This window comes from Microbacterium meiriae (genome assembly GCF_032364335.1).
Lineage (GTDB): Bacteria > Actinomycetota > Actinomycetes > Actinomycetales > Microbacteriaceae > Microbacterium > Microbacterium meiriae.
On record NZ_CP133984.1, the window covers coordinates 2,566,077 to 2,587,559 of the forward strand.

23 protein-coding genes and 1 tRNA gene are annotated in these 21,483 nt (G+C 70.4%); 15 read left to right on the forward strand and 9 right to left on the reverse strand.

The window, feature by feature from the left end; translation table 11 throughout:
* The first annotated feature begins 171 nt into the window (after positions 1-171).
* Positions 172-684 carry a methylated-DNA--[protein]-cysteine S-methyltransferase gene (locus RI211_RS12370; RefSeq protein ID WP_315637898.1) on the forward strand — a complete coding sequence of 171 codons (513 nt, stop codon included), beginning with the start codon at positions 172-174 and terminating at the stop codon, positions 682-684.
* Positions 685-750: 66 nt separating this feature from the next.
* Here the strand turns inward: RI211_RS12370 and RI211_RS12375 are convergent, their stop codons facing one another.
* Together RI211_RS12375 and RI211_RS12380 are read right to left on the reverse strand one after the other, a co-directional pair.
* Complete coding sequence (locus tag RI211_RS12375; RefSeq protein WP_315637897.1) at positions 751-2,388, reverse strand: monocarboxylic acid transporter; 1,638 nt, start codon at positions 2,386-2,388, stop codon at positions 751-753.
* Positions 2,385-2,732, reverse strand: a complete 348-nt coding sequence (locus RI211_RS12380; RefSeq protein WP_060921784.1) for a DUF485 domain-containing protein — start codon at positions 2,730-2,732, stop codon at positions 2,385-2,387. The genes RI211_RS12375 and RI211_RS12380 overlap by 4 nt, the downstream gene beginning before the upstream one ends.
* 109 nt (positions 2,733-2,841) lie before the next feature.
* Here RI211_RS12380 and RI211_RS12385 point away from each other — a divergent pair, with 109 nt between their 5' ends.
* Together RI211_RS12385 and RI211_RS12390 are read left to right on the forward strand one after the other, a co-directional pair.
* The gene (locus tag RI211_RS12385) at positions 2,842-3,702 is read left to right on the forward strand and encodes a LuxR C-terminal-related transcriptional regulator (protein WP_315637896.1); all 861 of its coding nucleotides are present in this window, start codon (positions 2,842-2,844) and stop codon (positions 3,700-3,702) included.
* An 89-nt stretch (positions 3,703-3,791) separates the two neighbouring features.
* A complete protein-coding gene (locus RI211_RS12390) occupies positions 3,792-4,154 on the forward strand; it encodes a histone-like nucleoid-structuring protein Lsr2 (RefSeq protein ID WP_268776767.1) in 363 nt (120 codons plus the stop codon).
* Positions 4,155-4,171: 17 nt separating this feature from the next.
* Here the strand turns inward: RI211_RS12390 and RI211_RS12395 are convergent, their stop codons facing one another.
* Complete coding sequence (locus RI211_RS12395) at positions 4,172-4,804, reverse strand: MarR family winged helix-turn-helix transcriptional regulator (protein ID WP_187662052.1); 633 nt, start codon at positions 4,802-4,804, stop codon at positions 4,172-4,174.
* Between the two features lie 75 nt (positions 4,805-4,879).
* Between RI211_RS12395 and idi the strand changes: the two genes are divergently transcribed.
* The 8 genes from idi to RI211_RS12435 are packed head-to-tail and all read left to right on the forward strand — an operon-like array spanning position 4,880 to position 12,773.
* Positions 4,880-5,401, forward strand: coding sequence for an isopentenyl-diphosphate Delta-isomerase (gene idi, locus RI211_RS12400; protein ID WP_315637895.1), 522 nt, complete (start codon positions 4,880-4,882; stop codon positions 5,399-5,401).
* A 12-nt stretch (positions 5,402-5,413) separates the two neighbouring features.
* Positions 5,414-6,487: a polyprenyl synthetase family protein gene (locus RI211_RS12405; protein ID WP_315637894.1), complete on the forward strand. Its 1,074-nt coding sequence runs from the start codon at positions 5,414-5,416 to the stop codon at positions 6,485-6,487.
* Positions 6,484-7,392: a phytoene/squalene synthase family protein gene (locus RI211_RS12410; RefSeq protein ID WP_315637893.1), complete on the forward strand. Its 909-nt coding sequence runs from the start codon at positions 6,484-6,486 to the stop codon at positions 7,390-7,392. Before RI211_RS12405 ends, RI211_RS12410 begins: the two co-directional genes overlap by 4 nt.
* On the forward strand, positions 7,389-8,981 hold the full coding sequence (gene crtI / locus RI211_RS12415; protein ID WP_315637892.1) for a phytoene desaturase family protein: 1,593 nt from the start codon (positions 7,389-7,391) through the stop codon (positions 8,979-8,981). The genes RI211_RS12410 and crtI overlap by 4 nt, the downstream gene beginning before the upstream one ends.
* Positions 8,981-9,325 carry a lycopene cyclase domain-containing protein gene (locus RI211_RS12420; protein ID WP_315638023.1) on the forward strand — a complete coding sequence of 115 codons (345 nt, stop codon included), beginning with the start codon at positions 8,981-8,983 and terminating at the stop codon, positions 9,323-9,325. Before crtI ends, RI211_RS12420 begins: the two co-directional genes overlap by 1 nt.
* On the forward strand, positions 9,322-9,660 hold the full coding sequence (locus tag RI211_RS12425) for a lycopene cyclase domain-containing protein (protein WP_315637891.1): 339 nt from the start codon (positions 9,322-9,324) through the stop codon (positions 9,658-9,660). The genes RI211_RS12420 and RI211_RS12425 overlap by 4 nt, the downstream gene beginning before the upstream one ends.
* Positions 9,657-10,550 (forward strand): prenyltransferase, encoded by an 894-nt coding sequence (locus tag RI211_RS12430; RefSeq protein ID WP_315637890.1) that lies wholly within the window; start codon positions 9,657-9,659, stop codon positions 10,548-10,550. The genes RI211_RS12425 and RI211_RS12430 overlap by 4 nt, the downstream gene beginning before the upstream one ends.
* Positions 10,551-10,586: 36 nt before the next feature.
* On the forward strand, positions 10,587-12,773 hold the full coding sequence (locus RI211_RS12435; protein ID WP_315637889.1) for an MMPL family transporter: 2,187 nt from the start codon (positions 10,587-10,589) through the stop codon (positions 12,771-12,773).
* 18 nt (positions 12,774-12,791) lie between these two features.
* Here RI211_RS12435 and RI211_RS12440 read toward each other — a convergent pair.
* From RI211_RS12440 to RI211_RS12455, 4 genes are all read right to left on the reverse strand, one after another.
* Positions 12,792-12,865: transfer RNA gene (locus RI211_RS12440), tRNA-Arg, on the reverse strand.
* Between the two features lie 47 nt (positions 12,866-12,912).
* Positions 12,913-13,410: an HNH endonuclease gene (locus tag RI211_RS12445; protein WP_060921795.1), complete on the reverse strand. Its 498-nt coding sequence runs from the start codon at positions 13,408-13,410 to the stop codon at positions 12,913-12,915.
* A 307-nt stretch (positions 13,411-13,717) separates the two neighbouring features.
* Positions 13,718-14,443: a M23 family metallopeptidase gene (locus RI211_RS12450; protein WP_232089064.1), complete on the reverse strand. Its 726-nt coding sequence runs from the start codon at positions 14,441-14,443 to the stop codon at positions 13,718-13,720.
* A 344-nt stretch (positions 14,444-14,787) separates the two neighbouring features.
* Entirely contained in the window at positions 14,788-15,489 is a 702-nt protein-coding gene (locus tag RI211_RS12455) for an iron-dependent transcriptional repressor DtxR (RefSeq protein WP_025105536.1), read from the reverse strand.
* A 100-nt stretch (positions 15,490-15,589) separates the two neighbouring features.
* Between RI211_RS12455 and serC the strand changes: the two genes are divergently transcribed.
* Positions 15,590-16,702 carry a phosphoserine transaminase gene (serC, locus tag RI211_RS12460; protein ID WP_315637888.1) on the forward strand — a complete coding sequence of 371 codons (1,113 nt, stop codon included), beginning with the start codon at positions 15,590-15,592 and terminating at the stop codon, positions 16,700-16,702.
* A gap of 9 nt (positions 16,703-16,711) precedes the next feature.
* Here the strand turns inward: serC and RI211_RS12465 are convergent, their stop codons facing one another.
* Together RI211_RS12465 and RI211_RS12470 are read right to left on the reverse strand one after the other, a co-directional pair.
* Positions 16,712-17,323: a DUF3027 domain-containing protein gene (locus tag RI211_RS12465; RefSeq protein WP_315637887.1), complete on the reverse strand. Its 612-nt coding sequence runs from the start codon at positions 17,321-17,323 to the stop codon at positions 16,712-16,714.
* Complete coding sequence (locus RI211_RS12470; protein ID WP_025105533.1) at positions 17,307-17,687, reverse strand: cold-shock protein; 381 nt, start codon at positions 17,685-17,687, stop codon at positions 17,307-17,309. The genes RI211_RS12465 and RI211_RS12470 overlap by 17 nt, the downstream gene beginning before the upstream one ends.
* Positions 17,688-17,801: 114 nt before the next feature.
* Here RI211_RS12470 and RI211_RS12475 point away from each other — a divergent pair, with 114 nt between their 5' ends.
* From RI211_RS12475 to RI211_RS12485, 3 genes are read left to right on the forward strand one after another with little or no spacing between them, the layout of a single operon-like run.
* Entirely contained in the window at positions 17,802-18,077 is a 276-nt protein-coding gene (locus RI211_RS12475) for a multidrug ABC transporter ATPase (RefSeq protein ID WP_187662063.1), read from the forward strand.
* 10 nt (positions 18,078-18,087) lie between these two features.
* A complete protein-coding gene (locus RI211_RS12480) occupies positions 18,088-19,791 on the forward strand; it encodes a helicase-associated domain-containing protein (protein ID WP_315637886.1) in 1,704 nt (567 codons plus the stop codon).
* Positions 19,792-19,827: 36 nt separating this feature from the next.
* The gene (locus tag RI211_RS12485) at positions 19,828-21,468 is read left to right on the forward strand and encodes a DNA repair helicase XPB (RefSeq protein ID WP_315637885.1); all 1,641 of its coding nucleotides are present in this window, start codon (positions 19,828-19,830) and stop codon (positions 21,466-21,468) included.
* Positions 21,469-21,483: the final 15 nt, after the last annotated feature.

Below are 21,483 nucleotides of genomic sequence, written 5' to 3' on the forward strand. Positions count from 1 at the left end.
GACACCGCCGGAGATCGGTATCCCCGGCGGGTTTCCGGTGAAAAACCGCCGGTGCGGCACTCGCTCGGACTACTCCTGCCCGCATGGTCGTGCGCTCTCGTTGTCCACGGAACGCGCGACGAACCCGGCGACCAGTTCTCCGCCGTCGACCCGGACGGTCAGGATGGGGACATGACCTTCCGCTACGACTTCGCTCCGACGCCCTTCGGCGACGCCCTCGCGGTCTTCTCCGACGACGGCATCGTGCGCTTCGACCTGTCCGAGTCCGCGGATCCGCAGGTGCCGTGGCTGCTGGAGGGCGTGTCTCGGCAGCTCGGCGCCATCCCGGAGCCCGAGCCCGGAGCTGCCGACGAGCTCGTCCCGCTCCTGGAGGCGTACTTCGACGGAGAGCCCGTGCGCTTCGACGAGCATGTCGCTCTCGACTGGCGCCTCGTGGACGGCTTCCACCGGGCGGCGCTGCGCACCGTCTGCGAGATCCCGTGGGGACAGACACTGAGCTACGGGGAGGTCGCGGTCCTCGCCGGCCACCCCGGAGCGGCCAGGGCCGTCGGCACCGCCTGTCGGCTCACACCGTTCTCCCTCATCGTGCCCGTGCACCGGGTGGTGCGGTCCGACGGCTCCGCAGGGCACTACGGCGGTCACCCGGAACGGAAGAGGTTCCTGCTGGACCTCGAGTCCCGGTGAGTCCCCCGCTCCTCGGGTGCGGGCCCGGCGAGTAGGCCGCCGGGCCCGCACCCGAGGGGTGACGCGTCAGTGGTCGACGGCTTTCTCCGCACCGAAGCCGGTGAGAGAGCGCACCTCCATCTCGGCGGCCAGCTGGGGCGACTCGCGCCGGGTGCTGGTGATCGTCCCGAGCCAGCCGAGCGCGAACCCGAGCGGGATCGAGACGATGCCCGGGTTGTTCAGCGGCCAGATCGCGATGTCGATGCCGGGGATCATCGACGTGGGTGTGCCGGAGAACACCGGCGACAGGATGATGAGGATGATCGCCGAGCCGAGCCCGCCGTACATGCTCCACACCGCACCGCGCGTCGTGAACCGGCGCCAGAACAGCGAGTAGAGGATCGTCGGCAGGTTGGCGGACGCCGCTACGGCGAACGCGAGGGCCACGAGGAAAGCGATGTTCTGCCCCTGCGCCCCGATGCCGCCGACGATCGCGAGGATGCCGATGACGATCACCGTCCGACGGGCGACCCGCACCTCGCCGTTGGGATCGGGCTCGACGGGCTTCCCCTCCGCGTCCTGGCGTCCCTTCTGGATGACGTTCGCGTAGATGTCGTGGGCGAACGACGCCGCCGCGGTGATCGTGAGTCCCGCGACGACGGCGAGGATCGTGGCGAACGCCACCGCGGAGATGAACCCGAGGAGCACCGGACCGCCGAGCTTGAGCGCCAGCAGCGGAGCCGCGGAGTTCACGCCCCCGGGTGCCGCCGCGATTACGTCGGCGCCGACGAGCGCGCCGGCGCCGTAGCCGAGCACGAGCGTCAGCAGGTAGAAGCCGCCGATCAGCCAGATCGCCCACACCACCGAACGCCGCGCCTCCTTGGCCGTCGGCACGGTGTAGAAGCGCATCAGCACGTGCGGCAGGCCCGCGGTGCCGAGCACCAGGGCCATCCCCAGCGAGAGGAAGTCCCACGGGTTCGCGCCGTACTGCAGGCCGGGCGCCAGCACCGCCTCTCCCTTGTCGGAGTTCGCCACGGCGGCCTCCAGCAGGGTGTTCAGGCTGAAGCCGTTGATCGCGAGGACCCAGATGGTCATCGCGAGGGCGCCGCCGATCAGCAGCACCGCCTTGACGATCTGCACCCAGGTGGTGCCCTTCATACCGCCGATCAGCACGTAGACGATCATGAGGATGCCGACGACGGCGATGACGACCGACTGCCCGACCCTCCCGTCGATCCCCAGGAGCAGCGACACGAGACCGCCTGCCCCGGCCATCTGCGCGAGGAGGTAGAAGAAGCACACCGCGAGCGTGGTGATCGCCGCCGCCATTCGCACCGGCCGCTGCTGCAACCGGAACGAGAGCACATCCGCCATCGTGAACTTGCCCGTGTTGCGCATGAGTTCGGCCACCAGCAGCAGGGCGACCAGCCAGGCGACGAGGAAGCCGATGGAGTACAGGAATCCGTCGTAGCCGTTGATCGCGATGGCACCGCAGATGCCCAGGAAGGATGCGGCGGACAGATAGTCGCCCGCGATCGCGAATCCGTTCTGAGGTCCGGTGAAGGACCTCCCCGCCGCGTAATAGTCGGCGGCGGTCTTGTTGTTCCTGCTGGCGCGGATGACGATGAACAATGTCACCGCGACGAAGGCCAGGAAGATCGAGATGTTGAACACCGGGTTGATGTCGAGCGCGACATCCTCGGTGGCCGTGCGGATGATGCTCATGCGTCGGCCTGCGCCTTCTCGAGTTCTTCACGGATCTCCGACGCCAACGGATCGAGCTTCCTGTTGGCGAACGCGACATATGCCATCGTGATGGCGAACGTCGTCACGAACTGCCCGAGCCCGAAAAGCAGCCCGACGGTGATATCCCCCCATACGCGCTGCGCCATGAAATCGCGGGCGAATGCGGCCAGCAGCACGTAGACGAAATACCACACCAGGAAGAACGCGGCGAGGGGGAAGATGAATGACCGCTGCGTCCGTTTCAACCGCAGGAATCGAGGGGATTGCTCGACGGCGACGTAATCGATCGCACCGTTCTGAGGGGTCGGAACCTGTTCGCTCATGGGGCCTCCTTGCCACATGTCCGCTGCACGCGCGGCCGTCGCCGCCCGAGTGGTAGGGTCGACGCTACGAAACGGGGAACACCGCCGTCACCCCCGAAAGTAGGTATTCGTGAGCTCTCCGATCACCGTCGAACCCGAGGCGGAGCTCGTCGCCAACGCGGTGCGCGAGCTGGCGCGGCGCACGCGCTTCCCGGTGGCGTTCGGTGGGCTGATCGAAGAGGGCGTCGTGAGCGTCACGAGCATCGTCGGAGCCCGCACACGCGCTCTCGACGGTCTCCGCGTACGCCCCGAGCGCGGTCTCGGCGGGCGGGCCATGATGGAGCTGCGTCCGCGGATGACGAGCGACTACGGCTCCTCCCGCCAGATCACCCACGACTACGACGTCTTCGTCCTCGGCGAAGGCCTGCGGACCCTGCTCGCCCTGCCGATCGTCGTCCAGGGCCGCCCTCGCGGCGTGCTCTATGCCGGCGCGTGGGCGGAGGAGAGGATCGGCGGCGTGACGACGGCCCCGGCCATGCAGGTCGCCCAGTCCGTCGCAGACGAGCTGCGCATCCGCGACGAGGTGCAGCGGCGCCTCCGTGCCGCATCGCCGACACCCGCAGCGGTCGCGCCGGCACAGCGCGAGGAGCTGCGGGAGAGCTTCGCCGAGCTCCGCAGCATCGCCGCGACCGTCGACGACGCCGGCATCCGCGCACGGCTGGCGCAGGTCGAGCGCCGACTGCTGACCCTCGCCGGAGACGACCTGCCGACGACCACGACCGGCCCGGTCCCCGTCGTCCACCTCTCCCCGCGCGAGACGGATGTCCTGGCCTGCGCCGCCCTGGGATCGACGAATGCGGAGATCGCCGCGCACCTCGGTCTGCGGGAAGGGACGGTCAAGGCCTATCTCGGCACCGCGATGTCGAAATTGGATGCGTCGACGCGGCATGCCGCCGTGACCAAAGCGCGTCGCGCCGGCCTTCTCCCCTGAATCGACATTCTCGGCGGCTGCGTCATTGTTCGCCATGACGGAACGGCCTTTGTTGTGCGCATTCCCGCACCCGCGATAAAGTCGGCCCCATGGCGAGACGAATTGTGCACCAGCTGGTCGACGACATCGACGGCACCGTCCTGGAGGTCGGGGAAGGCGAGACCGTGCATTTCTCGCTGAACGGCACCTCCTACGAGATCGATCTGAATTCCGCGCACGCCGAGGAATTGCGACAGGCACTCGAGCCCTACATCACGGCCGGGCGTCGGGCCGGATCGGGAGCGGCGTCCGGCGGCGGACGGTCCTCGTCCTCGTCCTCGTCGCGGAAGCGGCCCTCACGCAACCCGGAGGTCGCCGCGATCCGCGCCTGGGCGAAGGAGAACGGCTACACGCTCTCGGAGCGGGGTCGCGTACCGGCTCCCATCCTCGAGGCCTACCGCGCCGCGCATTGACCCGGTCCCGCCCCACCTCACGGTCGGGCGGGATCTTCTTTCGCACCCTCGAGCGCCCACGCCTCATCGCGGAGGGTGATCTCCTCCGTCATGTCCAGGAGGAAGCGGATCACGACCTCCCGCTCCGCCGCCGACAGACGCGCCGCCGCGTAGAAGCGCTTGGCCTGCTGCCGCCCGACCGTCTCCATCGCGGCGTGCCTGGTCTCGGGGGTGATGGTGATCGCGAGGGCTCGTCGGTCGGTGGGATGCGGCGAGCGCCGGATGTGCCCACCCTTCTCCAGCCGGTCGAGCAGCTTCGTCGTCGCGGCGGTGGAGACCCCGAGATGGTGGGCGATCCCGCTGGGCGTCGCCACGACCGTTCGGTTGTCGCACACGATCAGGTAGTGCAGCGCGCGCATGTCGGTCTCGTTCAGCTGCATGTAGCGCCGGGACGCCTGCGAGAGACGCTGCTCAGCCTCGCGCAGCCCGCCGAGCGCCTCCATGAGGCGTCCGATCTGACGCAGATCCTCCGGGGCGACGCCCGAGCGATCGACGAGCGTACTGCGCGGGTCGCTGGCGTCGACGTCGTAGATGGACCCCTGAGCGAGTTCGTCCCGCTCCGCCGCCGCCGTCGCGTGGGCGACCGGGGTGGTGCGGGGCTCGGAGGGCATGCGATCATGTTACACACGAACAGCTTCATGCTAAGTTGATATTTCGCCAGGTTAGCTAAACGACGAGAGGACGCCATGGACAACGTCACACTCCTCGCCGAAGACGGGACTGCCGTCGGCATCCTGCCCAAGAGCGAAGTCCACACGACCGACACTCCTCTCCACCTCGCCTTCTCCTGCTATGTGCAGGATCGAGAGGGACGCCTCCTCGTCACGCGTCGCGCGCTCGGCAAGCGCACCTGGCCCGGGGTCTGGACCAACAGCTTCTGCGGGCACCCGCAGCCCGGCGAGGACATGGCCGATGCGGTGCGACGGCGCGGCTCCGACGAACTGGGGGTCCAGGTGACCGAGATCCGCCTCGCTCTCCCCGACTACCGCTACCGCGCCGTGGACGCGAGTGGCATCGTGGAGAACGAGATCTGTCCGGTGCACGTCGCGGTGGTCGACGAGCAGCCGTCGGCGAACCCGGACGAGGTGGCGGAGTGGGAGTGGGTCGATGTCGATGACCTGCTCGCCGCGGTCATCCGCACCCCGTTCGCCTTCAGCCCCTGGCTCGCCGAGCAGCTCCCTCTCCTCCGTCGACACGGGGAGGTCTGAGCCATGGCGGTCATGGTGACAGAAGAAGACCTCGGCACCAGGATCGAGGCGGTGCTGCGACGACGGTTCGCCGAGCGCACTGCCGCCGCCGAGCACTACGGGGCGGAGTTCGCCGCCCTGTGGCACACGGCCGCCGAGCACGCCCTCGGCGGGAAGCTCCTGCGCCCGCGCATGCTCATGGACCTGCTGTCCGCACTCGCCACGACCCCCCTCACGGAGAAGGACACGGCGCGGGCGATCGACGTGGCCGCTCATGTCGAGCTGCTGCATTTCGCGTTCCTCCTGCACGACGACGTCATCGACGGCGACCTCACCCGCCGCCGCCGTCCCAATCTCATCGGCTCCCTGGTCTCCCGTCGCCCCGACGAGGCCGGCGATACGGCGCTGCACTGGGGCCGCTCGAGCGCCATCCTCCTCGGAGACCTCCTGCTCTCCACCGCCGTGCTCGGCTTCGCCCGTGCCGACGTCCCCGCGCCGCGACGGGAGCGGCTCCTCGCTCTCCTCGAGACGACCGTGTTCGAGACCGTCGCCGGGGAGCACTCCGACGTCGCCCTCAGCGACGGCATCATCGCGGCCGACCTCCGCACCATCCTCGCCACCAGCGCGTCGAAGACCGCCGCCTACTCGTTCGTCCTCCCGCTCCGCGCGGCGGCTATCCTGTCCGGCGCTCCGACCGCCGCCGAGGAGCAGCTGACCGAGATCGGCGGCCACCTCGGTCTCGCCTACCAGCTGCAGGACGATCTGCTGTCGGTGTTCGGGGACCCGGACGCTCACGGCAAGGACCCGTATTCCGATCTCCGCGAGGGCAAGGAGACCGCGATCATCGCGTACGCCCGGATGACCAGCCACTGGCCCGGCATCGAATTGCGGTTCGGCGAGACCGACCTCAGCATCGACGACGCGGCGGAGATGCGCGACCGCCTCCGCGAGTGCGGCGCGGAGGGATTCGTCCGAGGACTCGTGGAGGAGCAGCTCGCGGCCGTGTCGACGATCCTGGCGGAAGCCGAGGAGGCGGGCACGCTCTCGGCCGACGCCGGACGCATCATCCTCGCTCTGGCCGACCGGATCGAGGGCCGCAGCCGATGACCGCGACCCCTTCCGAGCCCCGCGACGACGCGGCGCTGCGACGCTTCAGCCGGACTGCCGAGATCGCGACATCCGACGTCATCCGCACCTACTCGACGTCGTTCGGACTGGCGACGCGTCTTCTCGGGCGACGCCATCGCCAGCACGTGCGCAACATCTACGCCATGGTGCGCATCGCGGACGAGATCGTCGACGGCGTCGCCGCCGAGGCCGGACTCGATGCGGGTGCACAGGCCGCGGCCCTGGACTCCTACATCACGGAGACCCATCGCTCCATGCGGACCGGCTACAGCAGCGATCTCATCCTGCACGCGTTCGCGCGAACGGCGCGCGAGTGCGGGATCGGCGAAGACCTCACCCAGCCGTTCTTCGACTCGATGAGGGCCGACATCGCCGGCCCGTCCGGCTTCACGGCCTATGACGCCCACGCACACGCCGCGTACGTCTACGGCTCGGCGGAGGTCGTCGGCCTGATGTGCCTGCGGGTCTTCCTGCGCGACGCCACGCGGACGCCGGAGGAGCTCGACATCCTCGACCGCGGAGCGCGTCGGCTGGGCGCCGCGCTCCAGAACGTGAACTTCCTCCGTGACCTCGCCGACGACACCGACCGCCTGCAGCGCGGCTACCTCGGCGGCACGGAACCTCTCACCGACGCCGACCGCGACGCCTGGGTCGACACCGTCCACCGTCAGCTCGCCGACGCGAGAGCCGCGATCCCGCTGCTCCCGAAGGACGCCCGTGCCGCTGTCCGGAGCGCCCTCGCCCTCTTCGCCGCCCTGACGCACCGCGTCGCACGCACGCCGGCTGCGGAGCTGTACCGCCGCCGGGTGCGCGTGCCGGACCCGATCAAGGCGCTGCTCGCTGCGCGCGCCGTCCTCGTCACGGCCCTGGAGCGGGACCGATGAGCCGCGTCGTCGTCATCGGCGCGGGCGTGGCCGGTCTGGCCACGGCTGGGCTGCTCGCGCGCGACGGACATGACGTCGTGGTGCTGGAGAAGAACGACCGCGTCGGCGGACGGGCGGGCACCATCGAGCGCGATGGTTTCCGATTCGACTCCGGCCCGTCGTGGTACCTCATGCCCGAGGTCTTCGACCACTACTTCGCGATGATGGGGACCAGCACCGAGGAGCAGCTCGACCTGACGCTGCTGGATCCGGGGTACCGCGTCTTCCGCTCGCCCGAGTCCGGCGACGACCCCGTGACGGTGCCCGCCGGGCGGGAAGCCGTGTCCGCGCTGTTCGAGTCGATGGAACCGGGCTCCGCCGCGGCACTCGAGACCTATCTCGCCTCCGCCCACGATGCCGGCTCCATGGCGAGGCGGTACTTCCTCTACAATCCGTTCACCCGCACCAGGACGCTCGCCGCTCCCGAGGTGGTGCGCGCGCTGCCGCGACTGTTCTCGCTGCTCGGCACCCGCCTCCAGGCTTTCGCCGCCCGGCGCTTCCGGCACCCGGTGCTGCGGCAGATCCTCGGCTACCCCGCCGTCTTCCTGGGCACCGACCCGCGGACGGCGCCGGCGATGTACCACCTGATGAGCGCTCTCGACCTCGACCAGGGCGTGCTGTATCCGCAGGGCGGCTTCTGGCGTGTCGTCGAGCGGTTGGCGGCGCTGGCCCAGGATGCCGGCGCGCGGATCGTCACGGGCGCCGAGGTCACCGGGATCCGCACGCAGGACGCAGACGGTGCGACCCACGTGACCGGCGTCGGCTGGACGGACCGAGACGGCCATCAGCACGTCGAGGACGCGGACATCGTCGTCTCCGGCGCCGACCTCCACCACACCGAGACGGCGCTGCTGCCTCCCACGCTGCAGTCCTATCCGGAGTCCTGGTGGGCGCGGCGCACGAGCGGACCCGGCGGCGTGCTCGTGATGCTCGGCGTCCGCGGGACCCTGCCCGAGCTCCCCCATCACTCGCTGTTCTTCACCGACGACTGGGATGCGAACTTCGACGCGATCTTCGGTCGCACCCCCGGCGTCCCCACGCCGGCGTCCACCTACGTCTGTCGGCCCAGCGCGACGGACGCGGGGGTCGCGCCGGCCGGGCACGAGAACCTCTTCGTCCTGATCCCGGTCCCGGCCGACGTCGAGCTCGGCCACGGCGGGAGCGACGGCGCCGGCTCGCCGAAGGTCGAGAAGGCCGCGGACGCCGCGATCGACATGATCGCAGCGTGGTCGGGGATCCCCGACCTGCGCGAGCGGATCGTGGTCAGGGAGACGGTGGGTCCGGCCGACTTCCGCGACGACTACCACTCGTGGCGGGGCGGGATGCTCGGCCCCGCGCACATCCTCTCGCAGAGCGCCATGTTCCGCGCACAGAACGCCTCCCGGCGCGTGCGGGGGCTGTACTACGCGGGAGCGACCACCGCGCCCGGCGTCGGCGTGCCGATGTGCCTCATCAGCGCCGAGATCGTGCTCAAGCGCATCCGAGGCGACCACTCGCCCGGCCCGTTGCCGGAGCCGGCCACCCGAACCGCCACACCCGAGAAGGCATGATGGGCGCGATCTACCTGACCGCCCTGCTCGTCTCCCTCGGCTGCATGCTGCTGCTCGACTGGCGGTTCCGTCTCTTCTTCTGGCGGGATGCCGTGGCGGCGGCCATCGTCACGATCGTCGGACTCGCCTTCTTCCTCGTCTGGGACGTGGCCGGCATCGCGGCGAGGATCTTCTTCCGCGGCGAGGCGGCGATCGCCACGGGTATCGTCCTGGCTCCGGAGCTCCCCCTGGAGGAGCCGATCTTCCTGATCTTCCTCGTCGTCTGCACGATGGTGCTCTACGGCGGCGCCGTCCGGCTTCTGGATCGCCGTCGGGTCAGCGCCGGGGAGGGAGCGGCGCGATGACCTACCTGCAGCTGTCCGCCGTGTTCCTCGCCGTCGCCGCTCTGGCCGCGGTCGCCCTCTGCGTCGGAGCGCGGCGCACCCCGCACCTCGGCGCCCTCACGCTCACCGCGCTCGCTCTCCTCGTGCTGACCGCCGTGTTCGACACCATCATGATCGCCACCGGGCTGTTCCACTACGCGCCGACGCAGCTCGCCGGCGTGCACATCGGTCTCGCGCCGCTCGAGGACTTCGCGTATCCGCTGGCCGGGGTGCTGCTGCTCCCCGCGCTGTGGACCGCCCTGCGCGCGCGCCGATCCCGGACGCGCACCGCCGCAGACCGGGAGGAGCACGCATGACGGAGAAGACCTCCCGCGGCGGCGGCATCGGCCACGACATCGCCCAGATCGTCCTCTCGTCCCGGCCGATCAGCTGGATCAACACGGCCTTCCCCTTCGCCGCCGCCTACCTGCTGAGCACCAGGGAGATCGACGCGACCTTCGTGATCGGCACCCTGTACTTCCTGGTGCCGTACAACCTCGCGATGTACGGCATCAACGACGTCTTCGACTACGCCTCCGACCTGGCGAACCCCCGCAAGGGCGGGATCGAGGGCGCGCTGCTGTCCCCGCGCATCCACCGCGCGACGCTGTGGGCGGCGGCCGCCACGAACGTGCCGTCCCTGGTCTACCTCTTCGCCGTCGGCGCCCCGGCGTCGTGGCTGTGGCTCGCCGTGAGCGTCTTCGCCGTCCTCGCCTACTCGGCTCCGGTGCTGCGCTTCAAGGAGCGCCCGTTCCTGGACTCCGTGACCTCCAGCACGCACTTCGTCAGCCCCGCCCTCGTCGGCCTCTCCCTCGCCGGAGCGCCCGTCACCACGACCAGCGTCCTCGTGCTCGTCGCGTTCTTCCTCTGGGGCATGGCCGCTCACGCGTTCGGTGCCGTGCAGGACATCGGGCCCGATCGCGAGGGTGGCATCTCCTCCATCGCGACCGTGATCGGCGCCAGGGCGACCGTCCGGCTCTCCCTCGTGCTGTGGGCCGTCGCCGGCGGTGCGATGCTGCTGACCCCGTGGCCGGGACCGCTCGCCGCCGTGCTGGCGCTGCCCTACATCGTCAACGCCGCGCCGTGGTGGAACGTCACCGACGAGACCTCGGCCGGCACGAACCGCGCCTGGCGCCGGTTCATCGCACTGAACTACATCGCCGGTTTCCTCGCCACGATGATCCTCAGCCTCGCCTGGGTCTCCTGACCCTTCGCGCCCCGCCCCTCTCCCGAAAGGACCCCGATGTCCCGCCCCGCCCCCGCACCGACGCCGCCGACCCGCGAGCGCACCCGACGCCACTCCTGGCTGCGCGTGTTCCTGCCGGTCGCCCTCATCCTGGTGTGGCTGGCGGGTGCCTCCTTCGGCGGTCCGCTGTTCGGCAAGGTCGACGAGGTGTCGTCCAACGATCAGACGACGTACCTGCCGGAGTCCGCGGACGCCACGACGGTGCAGCAGCTCCTCGGTGAGTTCACCGACAGCGACGCGATCCCGGCGATCGCGGTCTTCACCTCCGAGGAGGAGCTGACGCCGTCCGAACTCGAGGCGATCTCCGCCGCCGTGGCGGACGCCCCGGACGTGGAGGGGGTCACTGACGACGTCTCCCCCGCGCTCCCCTCCGAGGACGGCCGGGCCGTGCAGGCCTTCATCCCGATCGACGGCGACGCCGAGCTCAGCGATGCCACCGCCGCTCTCGGCGACGAGCTGCGCGCGGCGGTACCGGACGACATCACGGTCTACATCACGGGGCCGGCAGGCTTCACAGCCGACCTCGCCGCCGGGTTCGCCGGCATCGACGGACTCCTGCTCGGTGTCGCCCTGCTCGCCGTGCTCGTGATCCTCGTCCTCGTCTACCGTTCGTTCCTGCTGCCGCTCGTCGTGCTCTCCACGAGCCTGTTCGCGCTGTGCGTCGCGCTCCTCGTCGTGTGGTGGCTGGCGAAATGGGAGATCCTGCTGCTCAGCGGGCAGACCCAGGGGATCCTCTTCATCCTCGTGATCGGCGCCGCCACCGACTACGCGCTCCTGTTCGTCGCGCGGTTCCGGGAGGAGCTGAGGGTCGCGCAGGACAAGGGCGTCGCCCTCCTCGCCGCGTGGAAGGGATCGGTCGAACCGATCGTCGCCTCCGGGGGCACCGTGATCGCGGGACTCCTGTGCCTGCTGCTCAGCGACCTGAAGTCGAACAGCACGCTCGGCCCGGTCGCGGCGATCGGCATCGTGTTCGCGATGCTCTCGGCCCTCACGCTCCTGCCCGCGCTGCTGCTGTTGTTCGGACGCGCGGTCTTCTGGCCCCGGCGTCCCCGGTTCGAGCCCGAGGTCGTGGCCGAGGAGCACGGCATGCGCACCACCGGCCTCTGGGCGCGACTGTCGGGCCTCATCAAGAAGCGCCCCCGCGTCATCTGGATCGCGACCACCCTCGTCCTCCTCGCCGGCGCGGCCGGCGTCACACAGCTCGACGCACAGGGCGTCCCGCAGTCCGACCTCGTGCTCGGAGCGTCGGAGGCGCGCGACGGTCAGGTCGCACTCGGTGAGCATTTCCCCGGCGGCTCAGGGAGCCCCGTCTCCGTGATCGTGGACGAGGACCGCCTGCAGGATGCCGCCGACGTGCTCCTCGCGAACGACGGGATCGACGGGGTGACCGTCACCGCGGCCGATTCCCCGAGCGGGTCCGCCCCGGTGACGACGGACGGGATCACGGCCGTCGGCCCTCCCGGGACCCCCGCTCCGGAGCCCACGACGGTCGACGGCCAGGTGCTCCTGCAGGGGACGCTGACGGATGCGGCCGATTCCGCCGCGGCCGCCTCCACCGTGCGCGAGCTGCGCGGAGAGCTCGACGACATCGGAGCCGTGGTGGGCGGGGTGACGGCCACCTCGATCGACACGAACGACGCGTCCATCCACGACCGCAACCTCATCATCCCGGTGATCCTCGTCGTCATCATGATCATCCTGATGCTGCTCCTGCGCTCGATCCTGGCGCCGGTGCTGCTGATCCTCACGACGGTGCTGTCCTTCGGTACGGCGATGGGCGTCTCGGCGCTGGTGTTCAACGGCATCTTCGACTTCCCCGGTGCCGACCCCGCGGTCCCGCTCTACGGCTTCGTGTTCCTCGTCGCCCTGGGCATCGACTACAACATCTTCCTCATGACGAGGGTGCGGGAGGAGTCGAAGCAGCACGGGACGAGGGAGGGCATCCTCCGCGGGCTCTCCATCACCGGCGGCGTCATCACCTCCGCCGGGCTGGTGCTGGCGGCGACGTTCGCGGCACTGTCGGTGATCCCGATCCTCTTCCTCGTGCAGCTCGCGTTCATCGTCGCGTTCGGCGTGCTGCTGGACACGTTCGTGGTGCGTTCGCTCCTCGTGCCCGCACTCGCCTACGACATCGGGAAGACGATCTGGTGGCCGTCGAAGCTGTGGCGGCGCGGGCAGCCCTGACGCATGCGGAAGCGGGAGTGCCCTCGACAGGATTCGAACCTGCGACCTGCCCTTTAGGAGAGGGCTGCTCTATCCTGCTGAGCTACGAGGGCGCACAGCCAGTCTACGGGACCACGGCTGCGCGCCCTCGCGCTGGCTCTCACGCGGCCAGGGCGAGGTAGGGCTCCCAGCGGGGGTCGCTGCGCTCCACCCCGCGCACCGTCCACGCCGTCCCGTGCGGCGGGCGCGGCGTGAACCGCAACTGCCACCGCATCTCCTGCGGGGTGCGGTTGCTCTTGAGGTTGTTGCAGCGCAGGCAGCAGGCGACGAGGTTCTCCCAGGAGTCCGCGCCGCCGCGCGAGCGGGGCAGGACGTGGTCGATCGTCGCCGCGGCCTTGCCGCAGTATCCGCAGCGATGCCCGTCACGCCGCAACACGCCGCGACGGGTGACCGGCACGCGACGGCTGAGGGGGACGCGCACGTAGCGGGAGAGGATGATCACCGCCGGGCGATCGTAGACGCCGTGGGTTCCCCAGACGGGGTCGTCCTCGACTCTCTCGATGACCGTCGCCTTGTCGTTCATGACCAGGACGAGGGCTCTCTTGAAGGACACGATCGCCAAGGGCTCGTATCCGGCGTTCAGGACCAGTGTGCGCATTCGTCATCCTCTCGATCCGCCGGGACGGCTTCCCGGCACTCTCGACTCACACGACGTCGTGCAGGAGGAGGAGTGTTCGCAGGGATGAGAAAAGGCGCCGTCTACAGACGGCGCCTTTCGCGCGCGGCAGCACCGCGGCATCCCTGCGGGCAATGCCGAAGGACGTGACGACCGAGAGCGTCCATGGTTCGGATGCTCGGTGTTCGCTCCATCAGCCTCTCCCGCCTGTATGACGACGGGTTCAGGCTAACCCATCCCGCGAGGACCGAGGCGGAACGGGAGATGAATGCTCGAGAACGTGTCCCGGTCAGCCGGCGTTGACGGAGAGCCAGGACATCGGCTCGACGAGGCCGCCGTTGATCCAGACCTCGAAATGGAGGTGATTCGCGGTCGACCGCCCCGTGCTGCCCACATAGCCGATCAGCTGTCCGGCGGCGACGGTCTGCCCGGCCTGCACCTGGCGCGACCCGTAGAGCATGTGTCCGTACGTGGTCTGGACCTGCTGACCGCCCACGACGCTGTCCAGCATGACGGCGACGCCGTAGCCGCCGATGCTCTCGGCGGAGGCGCGCACGACGCCGGCCGCAGCGGCGTAGATCGGCGTGCCGGCGGGCGCGAGCATGTCGGCGCCGTTGTGGCCGCCGCCGACGGTGCGGCTGACGTTCCAGGAGCCGAGCGGCAGCGGGTAGCGGACCTGGCCGGAGCCGGGAGCGACGAGTGCGTAGCCGGCCGTGTTGAAGGTGCCGGACGAGGGTGCGGACGCGGACGCGGAGGCAGCGGCAGCGGCGGCCCGCGCCGCGGCGGCGGCGGCCTCTTCGGCCTTCTTCTTCTCGATCTCCTCCGGCGTGGTCGCGCTGAAGGCACCACGCACGAGCGGAGCGGCCGTGGCCTCCGACGCGACGACGAGCGACTGCGCGTCGACCGCGGCGAGCTGCTGCACGGTCTGCGCCGTGGCGTCCGTCGGCTTGGACGCCGCGTAGGCGGGCAGCGCGACAGCGGCGACGAGAGCGCCGACAGCACCGAAGATCGCCACCGACCGGAGGGGGGCTGCGATCTTCCGAGCACTGACCGGTGCACCGGTGCGCCGGGCGGGTACTCGATCTTCAGATGTCTTCGCGGTCGGTTCGATGTCTGCGGCCAAAACGTGGTCCTCCTGAGCCCTCGCACCTCGGGTGGTGCTGGCCCGTCGACGTTCTGCCCCAGGGCAGAGATGCACTACTCGGGTTCGAGTGCGTCCCTGTCGGGAAGACGACGAGCCGGAAGGCGGATCTTCGCGGTTCGCCCCCAGCGGGCTTCTTCGCTGAGGACCTGACCGAGGTTACCGGAAGATAACGATCATGTCACCCTGGGAAACTGACAATCCTCGGTGAGGCCTTCTCAGGCCGGTTCGCCGACGAGGAAGATGTGCGAGGCCAGCTCCACGGGGAGCTCGAGACCCTCCTCCTTGCCGTCCATCTGGATGAGCACATAGCCCTCGTTGAAGCGGAAGTCGCCGCGGGCCCCGGGCACGACGCCCGCGTCACGCAGCTGCTCCAGGAGCTCCGGGTCGACCTGGGCCGGCTCGGCGAGACGGCGGACCGTCCCCTCGACCGGCTCGCCTGCGGCGTTCAGCCGCTGCACGAGACCGATCACACCCTCGTCGAAGGTGCGGGCGGGAAGGTCGCCGAGCTGGTCGAGACCGGGGATCGGGTTGCCGTACGGCGACTCGGTGGGGTGCCCGAGCAGCTCGACGAGACGACGCTCCACCTGCTCGCTCATGACGTGCTCCCAGCGACAGGCCTCCTCGTGCACGAAGGCCCAGTCCAGCCCGATCACGTCGGACAGCAGGCGCTCGGCGAGGCGGTGCTTGCGCATCACGTCGACGGCCTTCCGGCGCCCGGCGTCGGTGAGCTCGAGCGTGCGGTCCTCGGATACCACGACGAGGCCGTCGCGCTCCATGCGACCGACGGTCTGCGAGACCGTCGGTCCGGAGTGCCCGAGGCGCTCCGAGATGCGCGCCCGCAGCGGCACGATGTTCTCCTCCTCGAGTTCGAGGATGGTGCGGAGATACATCTCCGTGGTGTCGATCAGATCCGTCATGTGGGCCCTCCGGAAGTTCTTAGGCAAGCCTACATTCCTCCGGCGACATCGGACGGGGTCGCGGACGGGAGGAACGGCGGGATCCCCCTAGAATCTAGCCATGGCGATCGAGATTCCCCATGACCTCCTGCCCACAGACGGCCGCTTCGGCTGCGGCCCCTCGAAGGTGCGCGGCGCGCAGCTCGAGGCGCTCGTCACGACGGGGGCCTCCGTCCTCGGGACCTCGCACCGCCAGGCACCGGTGAAGAACCTCGTCGGCAGCGTCCGCGAGCAGCTCGCCGCTCTCTTCCGTCTCCCCGAGGGCTACGAGATCATCCTGGGCAACGGCGGCTCGACGGCGTTCTGGGACGCCGCGGCCTTCGGCCTGATCGAGCGACGCAGCCAGAACCTCGTGTTCGGCGAGTTCGGCGGCAAGTTCGCCAAGGCGGCAGGAGCCCCCTGGCTCGAGGCGCCGGATGTCCGCTCCGCCGAGCCCGGATCGCGGAGCGCGGCCGAACCTGTCGACGGCGTCGACGTCTACGCGTGGCCGCACAATGAGACCTCGACCGGCGTGGCCGCGCCGATCGAGCGCGTCCGCGCCGACGGTGCCCTGACGGTGATCGACGCGACGAGCGCCGCGGGCGGCATCGACGTCGACATGACGCAGGCCGACGTCTACTACTTCGCCCCGCAGAAGAACCTCGGCTCGGACGGCGGGCTCTGGTTCGCCGCCGTGTCTCCGGCCGCGATCGACCGCATCGAGCGGATCGCCGCCTCGGGACGCTACATCCCGGAGTTCCTGAGCCTGAAGCACGCGGTGGACAACTCGCGGCTCAACCAGACGCTCAACACCCCTGCGCTCACGACGCTGCTCCTCCTGGACGACCAGCTGCGGTGGATCCTCGGCAACGGCGGTCTCGCCTGGGCCGCTGCGCGCACGGCGGAGTCGTCGTCGGCGCTGTACGACTGGGCGGAGGCGTCCGCCGTCGCGACCCCCTTCGTCACCGACCCGGCGCACCGCTCACCCGTGGTCGCGACGATCGACTTCGACGACAGTGTCGACGCCGCGGCGATCGCCAAGGCGCTCCGCGCCAACGGCATCGTCGACACCGAGCCGTACCGCAAGCTCGGCCGCAACCAGCTGCGGGTGGCGACGTTCGTCTCGATCGAGCCGGACGACGTGCGTCAGCTCATCCGGGCCATCGACTTCGTGCAGGAGAACCTGGGCGGCTGAGCGTCCGCCTCACTCCTCTTCGTCGCCGGCGTCCGCATCGCGGGCGTCGGCGTCGTCGTCTTCGGAGTCCTCTGCCTCGTCGTCCTCGTCGTCCTCATCGGACGCGTCGAGTTCGTCGTCCTGATCGGACGGGTCGAGCTCGTCGATGTCCACGCCGTCGAGGTCTCCGGCATGGAGGATGTCGGAGCCGTCCTCGTCGAGTTCGTCATCGTCGATGCCGTCGTCGTCGAGGTCGCCGTCGGCGTCCTCTTCTTCCCCGTCGGCGTCCTCACCACCGGCAGCGGCGGCCTCGGCCAGCTCCGCCTGGTGTGCGCGGTACTCGGCGAGGCGTTCCGCCCACGGCACCCACTCCGGGGCCAGCAGAGCACCATCGCCGGGGAGCAGCTCGACCTCGAGGACGGTGGGCTCCTCGTCCTCGACACGGGCGACCGTCACCGTCCAGTACCAGCCGGGGTAGCCGGGGAGCCGGTTCTCGAATCGCAGGGAGACGGATCCGTCCTCCTCCGGCGTGAAGCCGGCAGCCGGCCCGACCGTGGCGGCAGGGGTGATCTCGCGCAGGGCGGCGAGCGCGAGGTCGTGCGCCCCGACGAGCCGCGCGTCGGCGTCAGGCTTCGAGGTCATCGGCGACCTTGCGCAGGACGGCCGCGATCTTGCGGCCGTGGCTCGAGGAGGGGTAGCGGCCGCGGCGCAGGTCGCCGCCGATGCCGTCGAGGAGCTTCACGAGATCCTCGATGATGATCGCCATGTCGTCGGCGGGCTTGCGCTTCGCCTTCGCGAGACTGGGCGGCGCTTCGAGCACCCGGACCGACAGCGCCTGGAGACCGCGCTTGCCGTCGGCCACGCCGAACTCCACGCGCGCACCCGCCTTCACCGCGGTGCCGGCCGGCATCGCGGAGGCGTGCAGGAAGACGTCCTGGCCGTCATCGCTGGCGATGAAGCCGAAACCCTTGTCTTCGTCGTAGAACCTGACCTTGCCGGTGGGCATGGGAGAACCTCGCTGGATCGAATGCGGACGGAGCGCGCTCGTGCGCGTGTCCCCCAGCCTACCGGTCACGGGCGGAACGGAACCGCTCCCGCGCGTGCGAGTAGGCTGGGGCGGATGAGTACGCAGAGTCCCGGACCGGAGGTCCCCATCCGTCGGATCGACCGCATCCTGGCGTTCACCGCGCTCGGTATCGCGGCCGCGTCGGTGATCTGCTTCTTCGTCATCATCATCGGCACCGCGCTCGGCATGGACAGGGCCGCGTTCGGTGAGGGCCTGTGGCCGGTGATCGCCGCGATCCCCTACTGGGGGCTGCCGCTCGCCTTCGTCATGATCATCGCGCTGCTGGTGATGAGCTTCGTGCGGAAGGGTCGCGCCGAGTCGCGTCGCTGAGGCCGCATCGATGAGCACGCACGCACGCCCGTTGGCCGACGACCTGGCCGCGGCGAGCGATGACGAGCTGACGGCGCTGCTGACCGCGCGCGGTGTGCGTCCCGATGTCGCCTGGCAGGATCTCTTCGACGCGGCCGAGGCCCTGCTGGACGCCGCGTCGATCGGCCGTGCGCTGCCCGCCCTGACCGCCGCGGAGGCCGCCGCGCTCGTCGACGCCGTGGCGGGAGACGGAGCCGGCGCCGGCCGCGAGCGTCTGACCGCGCTCGCCCTGCTCCGCGCCGACGGCACACCGCACCCGCCCGTCGCCGAGGCGGTGGCCGGGAGGTCTCGGCCTGCTCCCCTCGACGAGACCCCCGCACCGGCAGCGGAGGAGTCCGTCTCCGCGCACGCCGCGGAGCGCGCCTTCACCACCGTCGGCGTGCTCGCCGACATCCTGCTCCTCGCCAGGGAGCAGCCGTTCACCCTCCTCATGGGCGGTGCGGTGAGCGCGGGCCAGAAGCGTCAGCTCACCGAGACGGGCCTCGATGTCGAGAGCGTCGATCCGCTGGTGGCGCTCGCCGTGCGCGCCGGTCTCGCCGCTCCCGTCGAGCGCCTGCTGCGCACCACCCCGGCCGCTGAGGACTGGCTCCGTTCCCCCGCGCCCGCACGCTGGAACCTCCTGGCCACCGCCTTCCGTGACACGCTCCCCCGCGGGATCCGCACGGCGACGGGAGGGTGGCTGCCGCCGAGTCAATGGCCCCTCGCCCATCCCTGGGATCCGGCCTGGCCGGAGGAGGCGGTTCGGCAGTTCGAGGCCGCTCGTCTTCTCGGCCTCATCGCGGAGGACGGCTCCGAGCCCCCGTGGTCCGCGGCGCTGCGGCGCGGCGAGGCGGCCGAGCCCTCCGCCCTTTCGGCGCTCCTACCCGCGGAGGTGGACCGGATCTTCCTCCAGAACGACCTCACCGCGATCGCCCCGGGCCCCCTGCAGCCTGCACTGGACGTGCGGCTGCGGACCATGGCCCGTCGGGAGTCCGCCTCCCAGGCCTCGTCGTACCGCTTCACCGCGGAGTCGGTCGCACATGCGTTCGCCGCAGGGGAGGACGAGGCCTCGATCCTGGGGTTCCTCGGCGAGATCTCGCTCACGGGCATTCCGCAGCCCCTCGGCTACCTCGTCGCGCAGACCGGCCAGCGCCACGGGCTCGTGCGGGTCTCCGTGGACGAGGAGACGGGGCGCACGCGGGTGGAGAGCACGGATGCGCACCTCCTCGAAGCCATGGCGGTCGACCAGTCGCTCCGGCCGCTCGGGCTCACCGCGCACGTCGGCTCGCTGACGACCAAGGTCGGGCAGGACACGGTCTACTGGGCGCTGACCGACGCCAGGTACCCCGCGACCCTCGTCGATCGCGACGGGACCGTCGCTGTACGCACGCGACACCCGGCTGCCGTACCCGACCCCGCCCCCGCCCCCGACTACGCACCGCTGATCGCGCGGCTGCGCGAACGCCAGGGACCCGACGCGGACGCCGCGTGGCTGGACAGGGAGCTGGAGGCGGCGGTGCGCGCGAAGGCCGTGCTGCGGGTGACGGTCGGCATGCCGGACGGATCCACCAGGGACCTCCTCCTCGAAGCCACCGGGATCGGCGGCGGGCGGCTGCGGGGAAGGGACAGGGCGGCCGATGTCGAGCGCACCCTGCCCGTGTCGAGCATCCGCGCCGCGACCGTCGTCCCGACCTAGGCCCCGTGCAGCCAGGGGCCGGTAGACTGGTCAGCTATGTCTGATGGCCCCCTGATCGTCCAGAGCGACCGCACCGTGCTCCTCGAGGTCGCCCACGCCGACGCCGAGAGCGCCCGCCACGAGCTCGCGATCTTCGCCGAGCTGGAGCGTGCGCCCGAGCACATCCACACGTACCGGATCACGCGGCTCGGGCTGTGGAACGCCCGCGCCGCCGGCCACACCGCCGAGGACATGCTGGAGACGCTCGACCGCTGGTCGCGCTTCCCCGTCCCGCCCTCGGTCGCCGTCGACCTGCGCGAGACGGTCAACCGGTACGGCCGCCTGGTCATCGAGCGCGACGACGAAGGCGTGCTCATCCTGCGCTCGACCGACCCCGCCGTGCTGGCCCAGGTCGCGAACAACAAGCGCATCCAGCCGCTGCTCATCGGGCACCCGACGCCGGACACGTTCGTCGTGGACGCCTGGGCACGCGGTCAGATCAAGCAGGAGCTGCTGAAGATCGGCTGGCCGGCGGAGGACCTCGCCGGGTACACGCCAGGCACGCCTCACGAGATCGAGCTCGCCGAGGACGGGTGGGCCATCCGCCCATATCAGCAGGACGCCGTCGACGCCTTCTCGAAGGACGGCTCGGGCGTGGTCGTGCTCCCCTGCGGTGCGGGCAAGACGATCGTCGGCGCCGGGGCCATGGCGGCCACCAAGACGACGACCCTCATCCTCGTGACGAACACGGTGTCCGCGCGGCAGTGGCGGGACGAGCTGCTCAAGCGCACCAGCCTCACCCCTGAGGAGATCGGCGAGTACTCCGGGCAGGCCAAGGAGGTCAAACCCGTCACGATCGCGACGTACCAGATCCTCACCGCGAAGCGGAAGGGAGAGTACGCGCACCTCGCCCTCCTCGACGCGCTGGACTGGGGCCTCATCGTGTACGACGAGGTGCACCTGCTGCCGGCGCCCGTGTTCAAGCTCACCGCCGACCTCCAGGCGCGGCGCCGGATCGGCCTCACCGCCACCCTGGTCCGTGAGGACGGCCGCGAGGGCGACGTCTTCAGCCTGATCGGCCCGAAGCGCTTCGACGCCCCGTGGAAGCAGATCGAGGCGCAGGGCTTCATCTCCCCCGCCGCCTGCTTCGAGGTGCGAGTCGACCTTCCCCCGGCGGACCGCCTGGAGTACGCGGCGGCCACCGACGACGAGCGCTACCGACTCGCGGCCTCCGCCCCGGCGAAGATCGATGCGGTGCGCGAGCTGATCGCGGCTCACCAGGGCGAGCAGATCCTCGTCATCGGCCAGTACCTCGACCAGCTCGACGCGCTCTCGCAGGCGCTCGATGCCCCGCAGATCACCGGGTCCACTCCGGTCGAGGAGCGGGAGGAGCTGTACCGGGCATTCCGGGAGGGCGACATCTCGCTGCTCGTGGTGTCCAAGGTCGCGAACTTCTCCATCGACCTCCCCGAGGCATCGGTCGCCATCCAGGTGTCCGGCTCGTTCGGCTCCCGGCAGGAGGAGGCCCAGCGTCTCGGGCGCCTTCTCCGTCCGAAGCAGTCCGGCCACACCGCGAGCTTCTACACGCTCGTGGCACGCGACACCATCGACCAGGACTACGCGCAGAACCGGCAGCGGTTCCTCGCGGAGCAGGGCTACAGCTACACGATCATGGACGCCGAGGCGATCGCCGCCTGACGGCGGTGCGGGCAC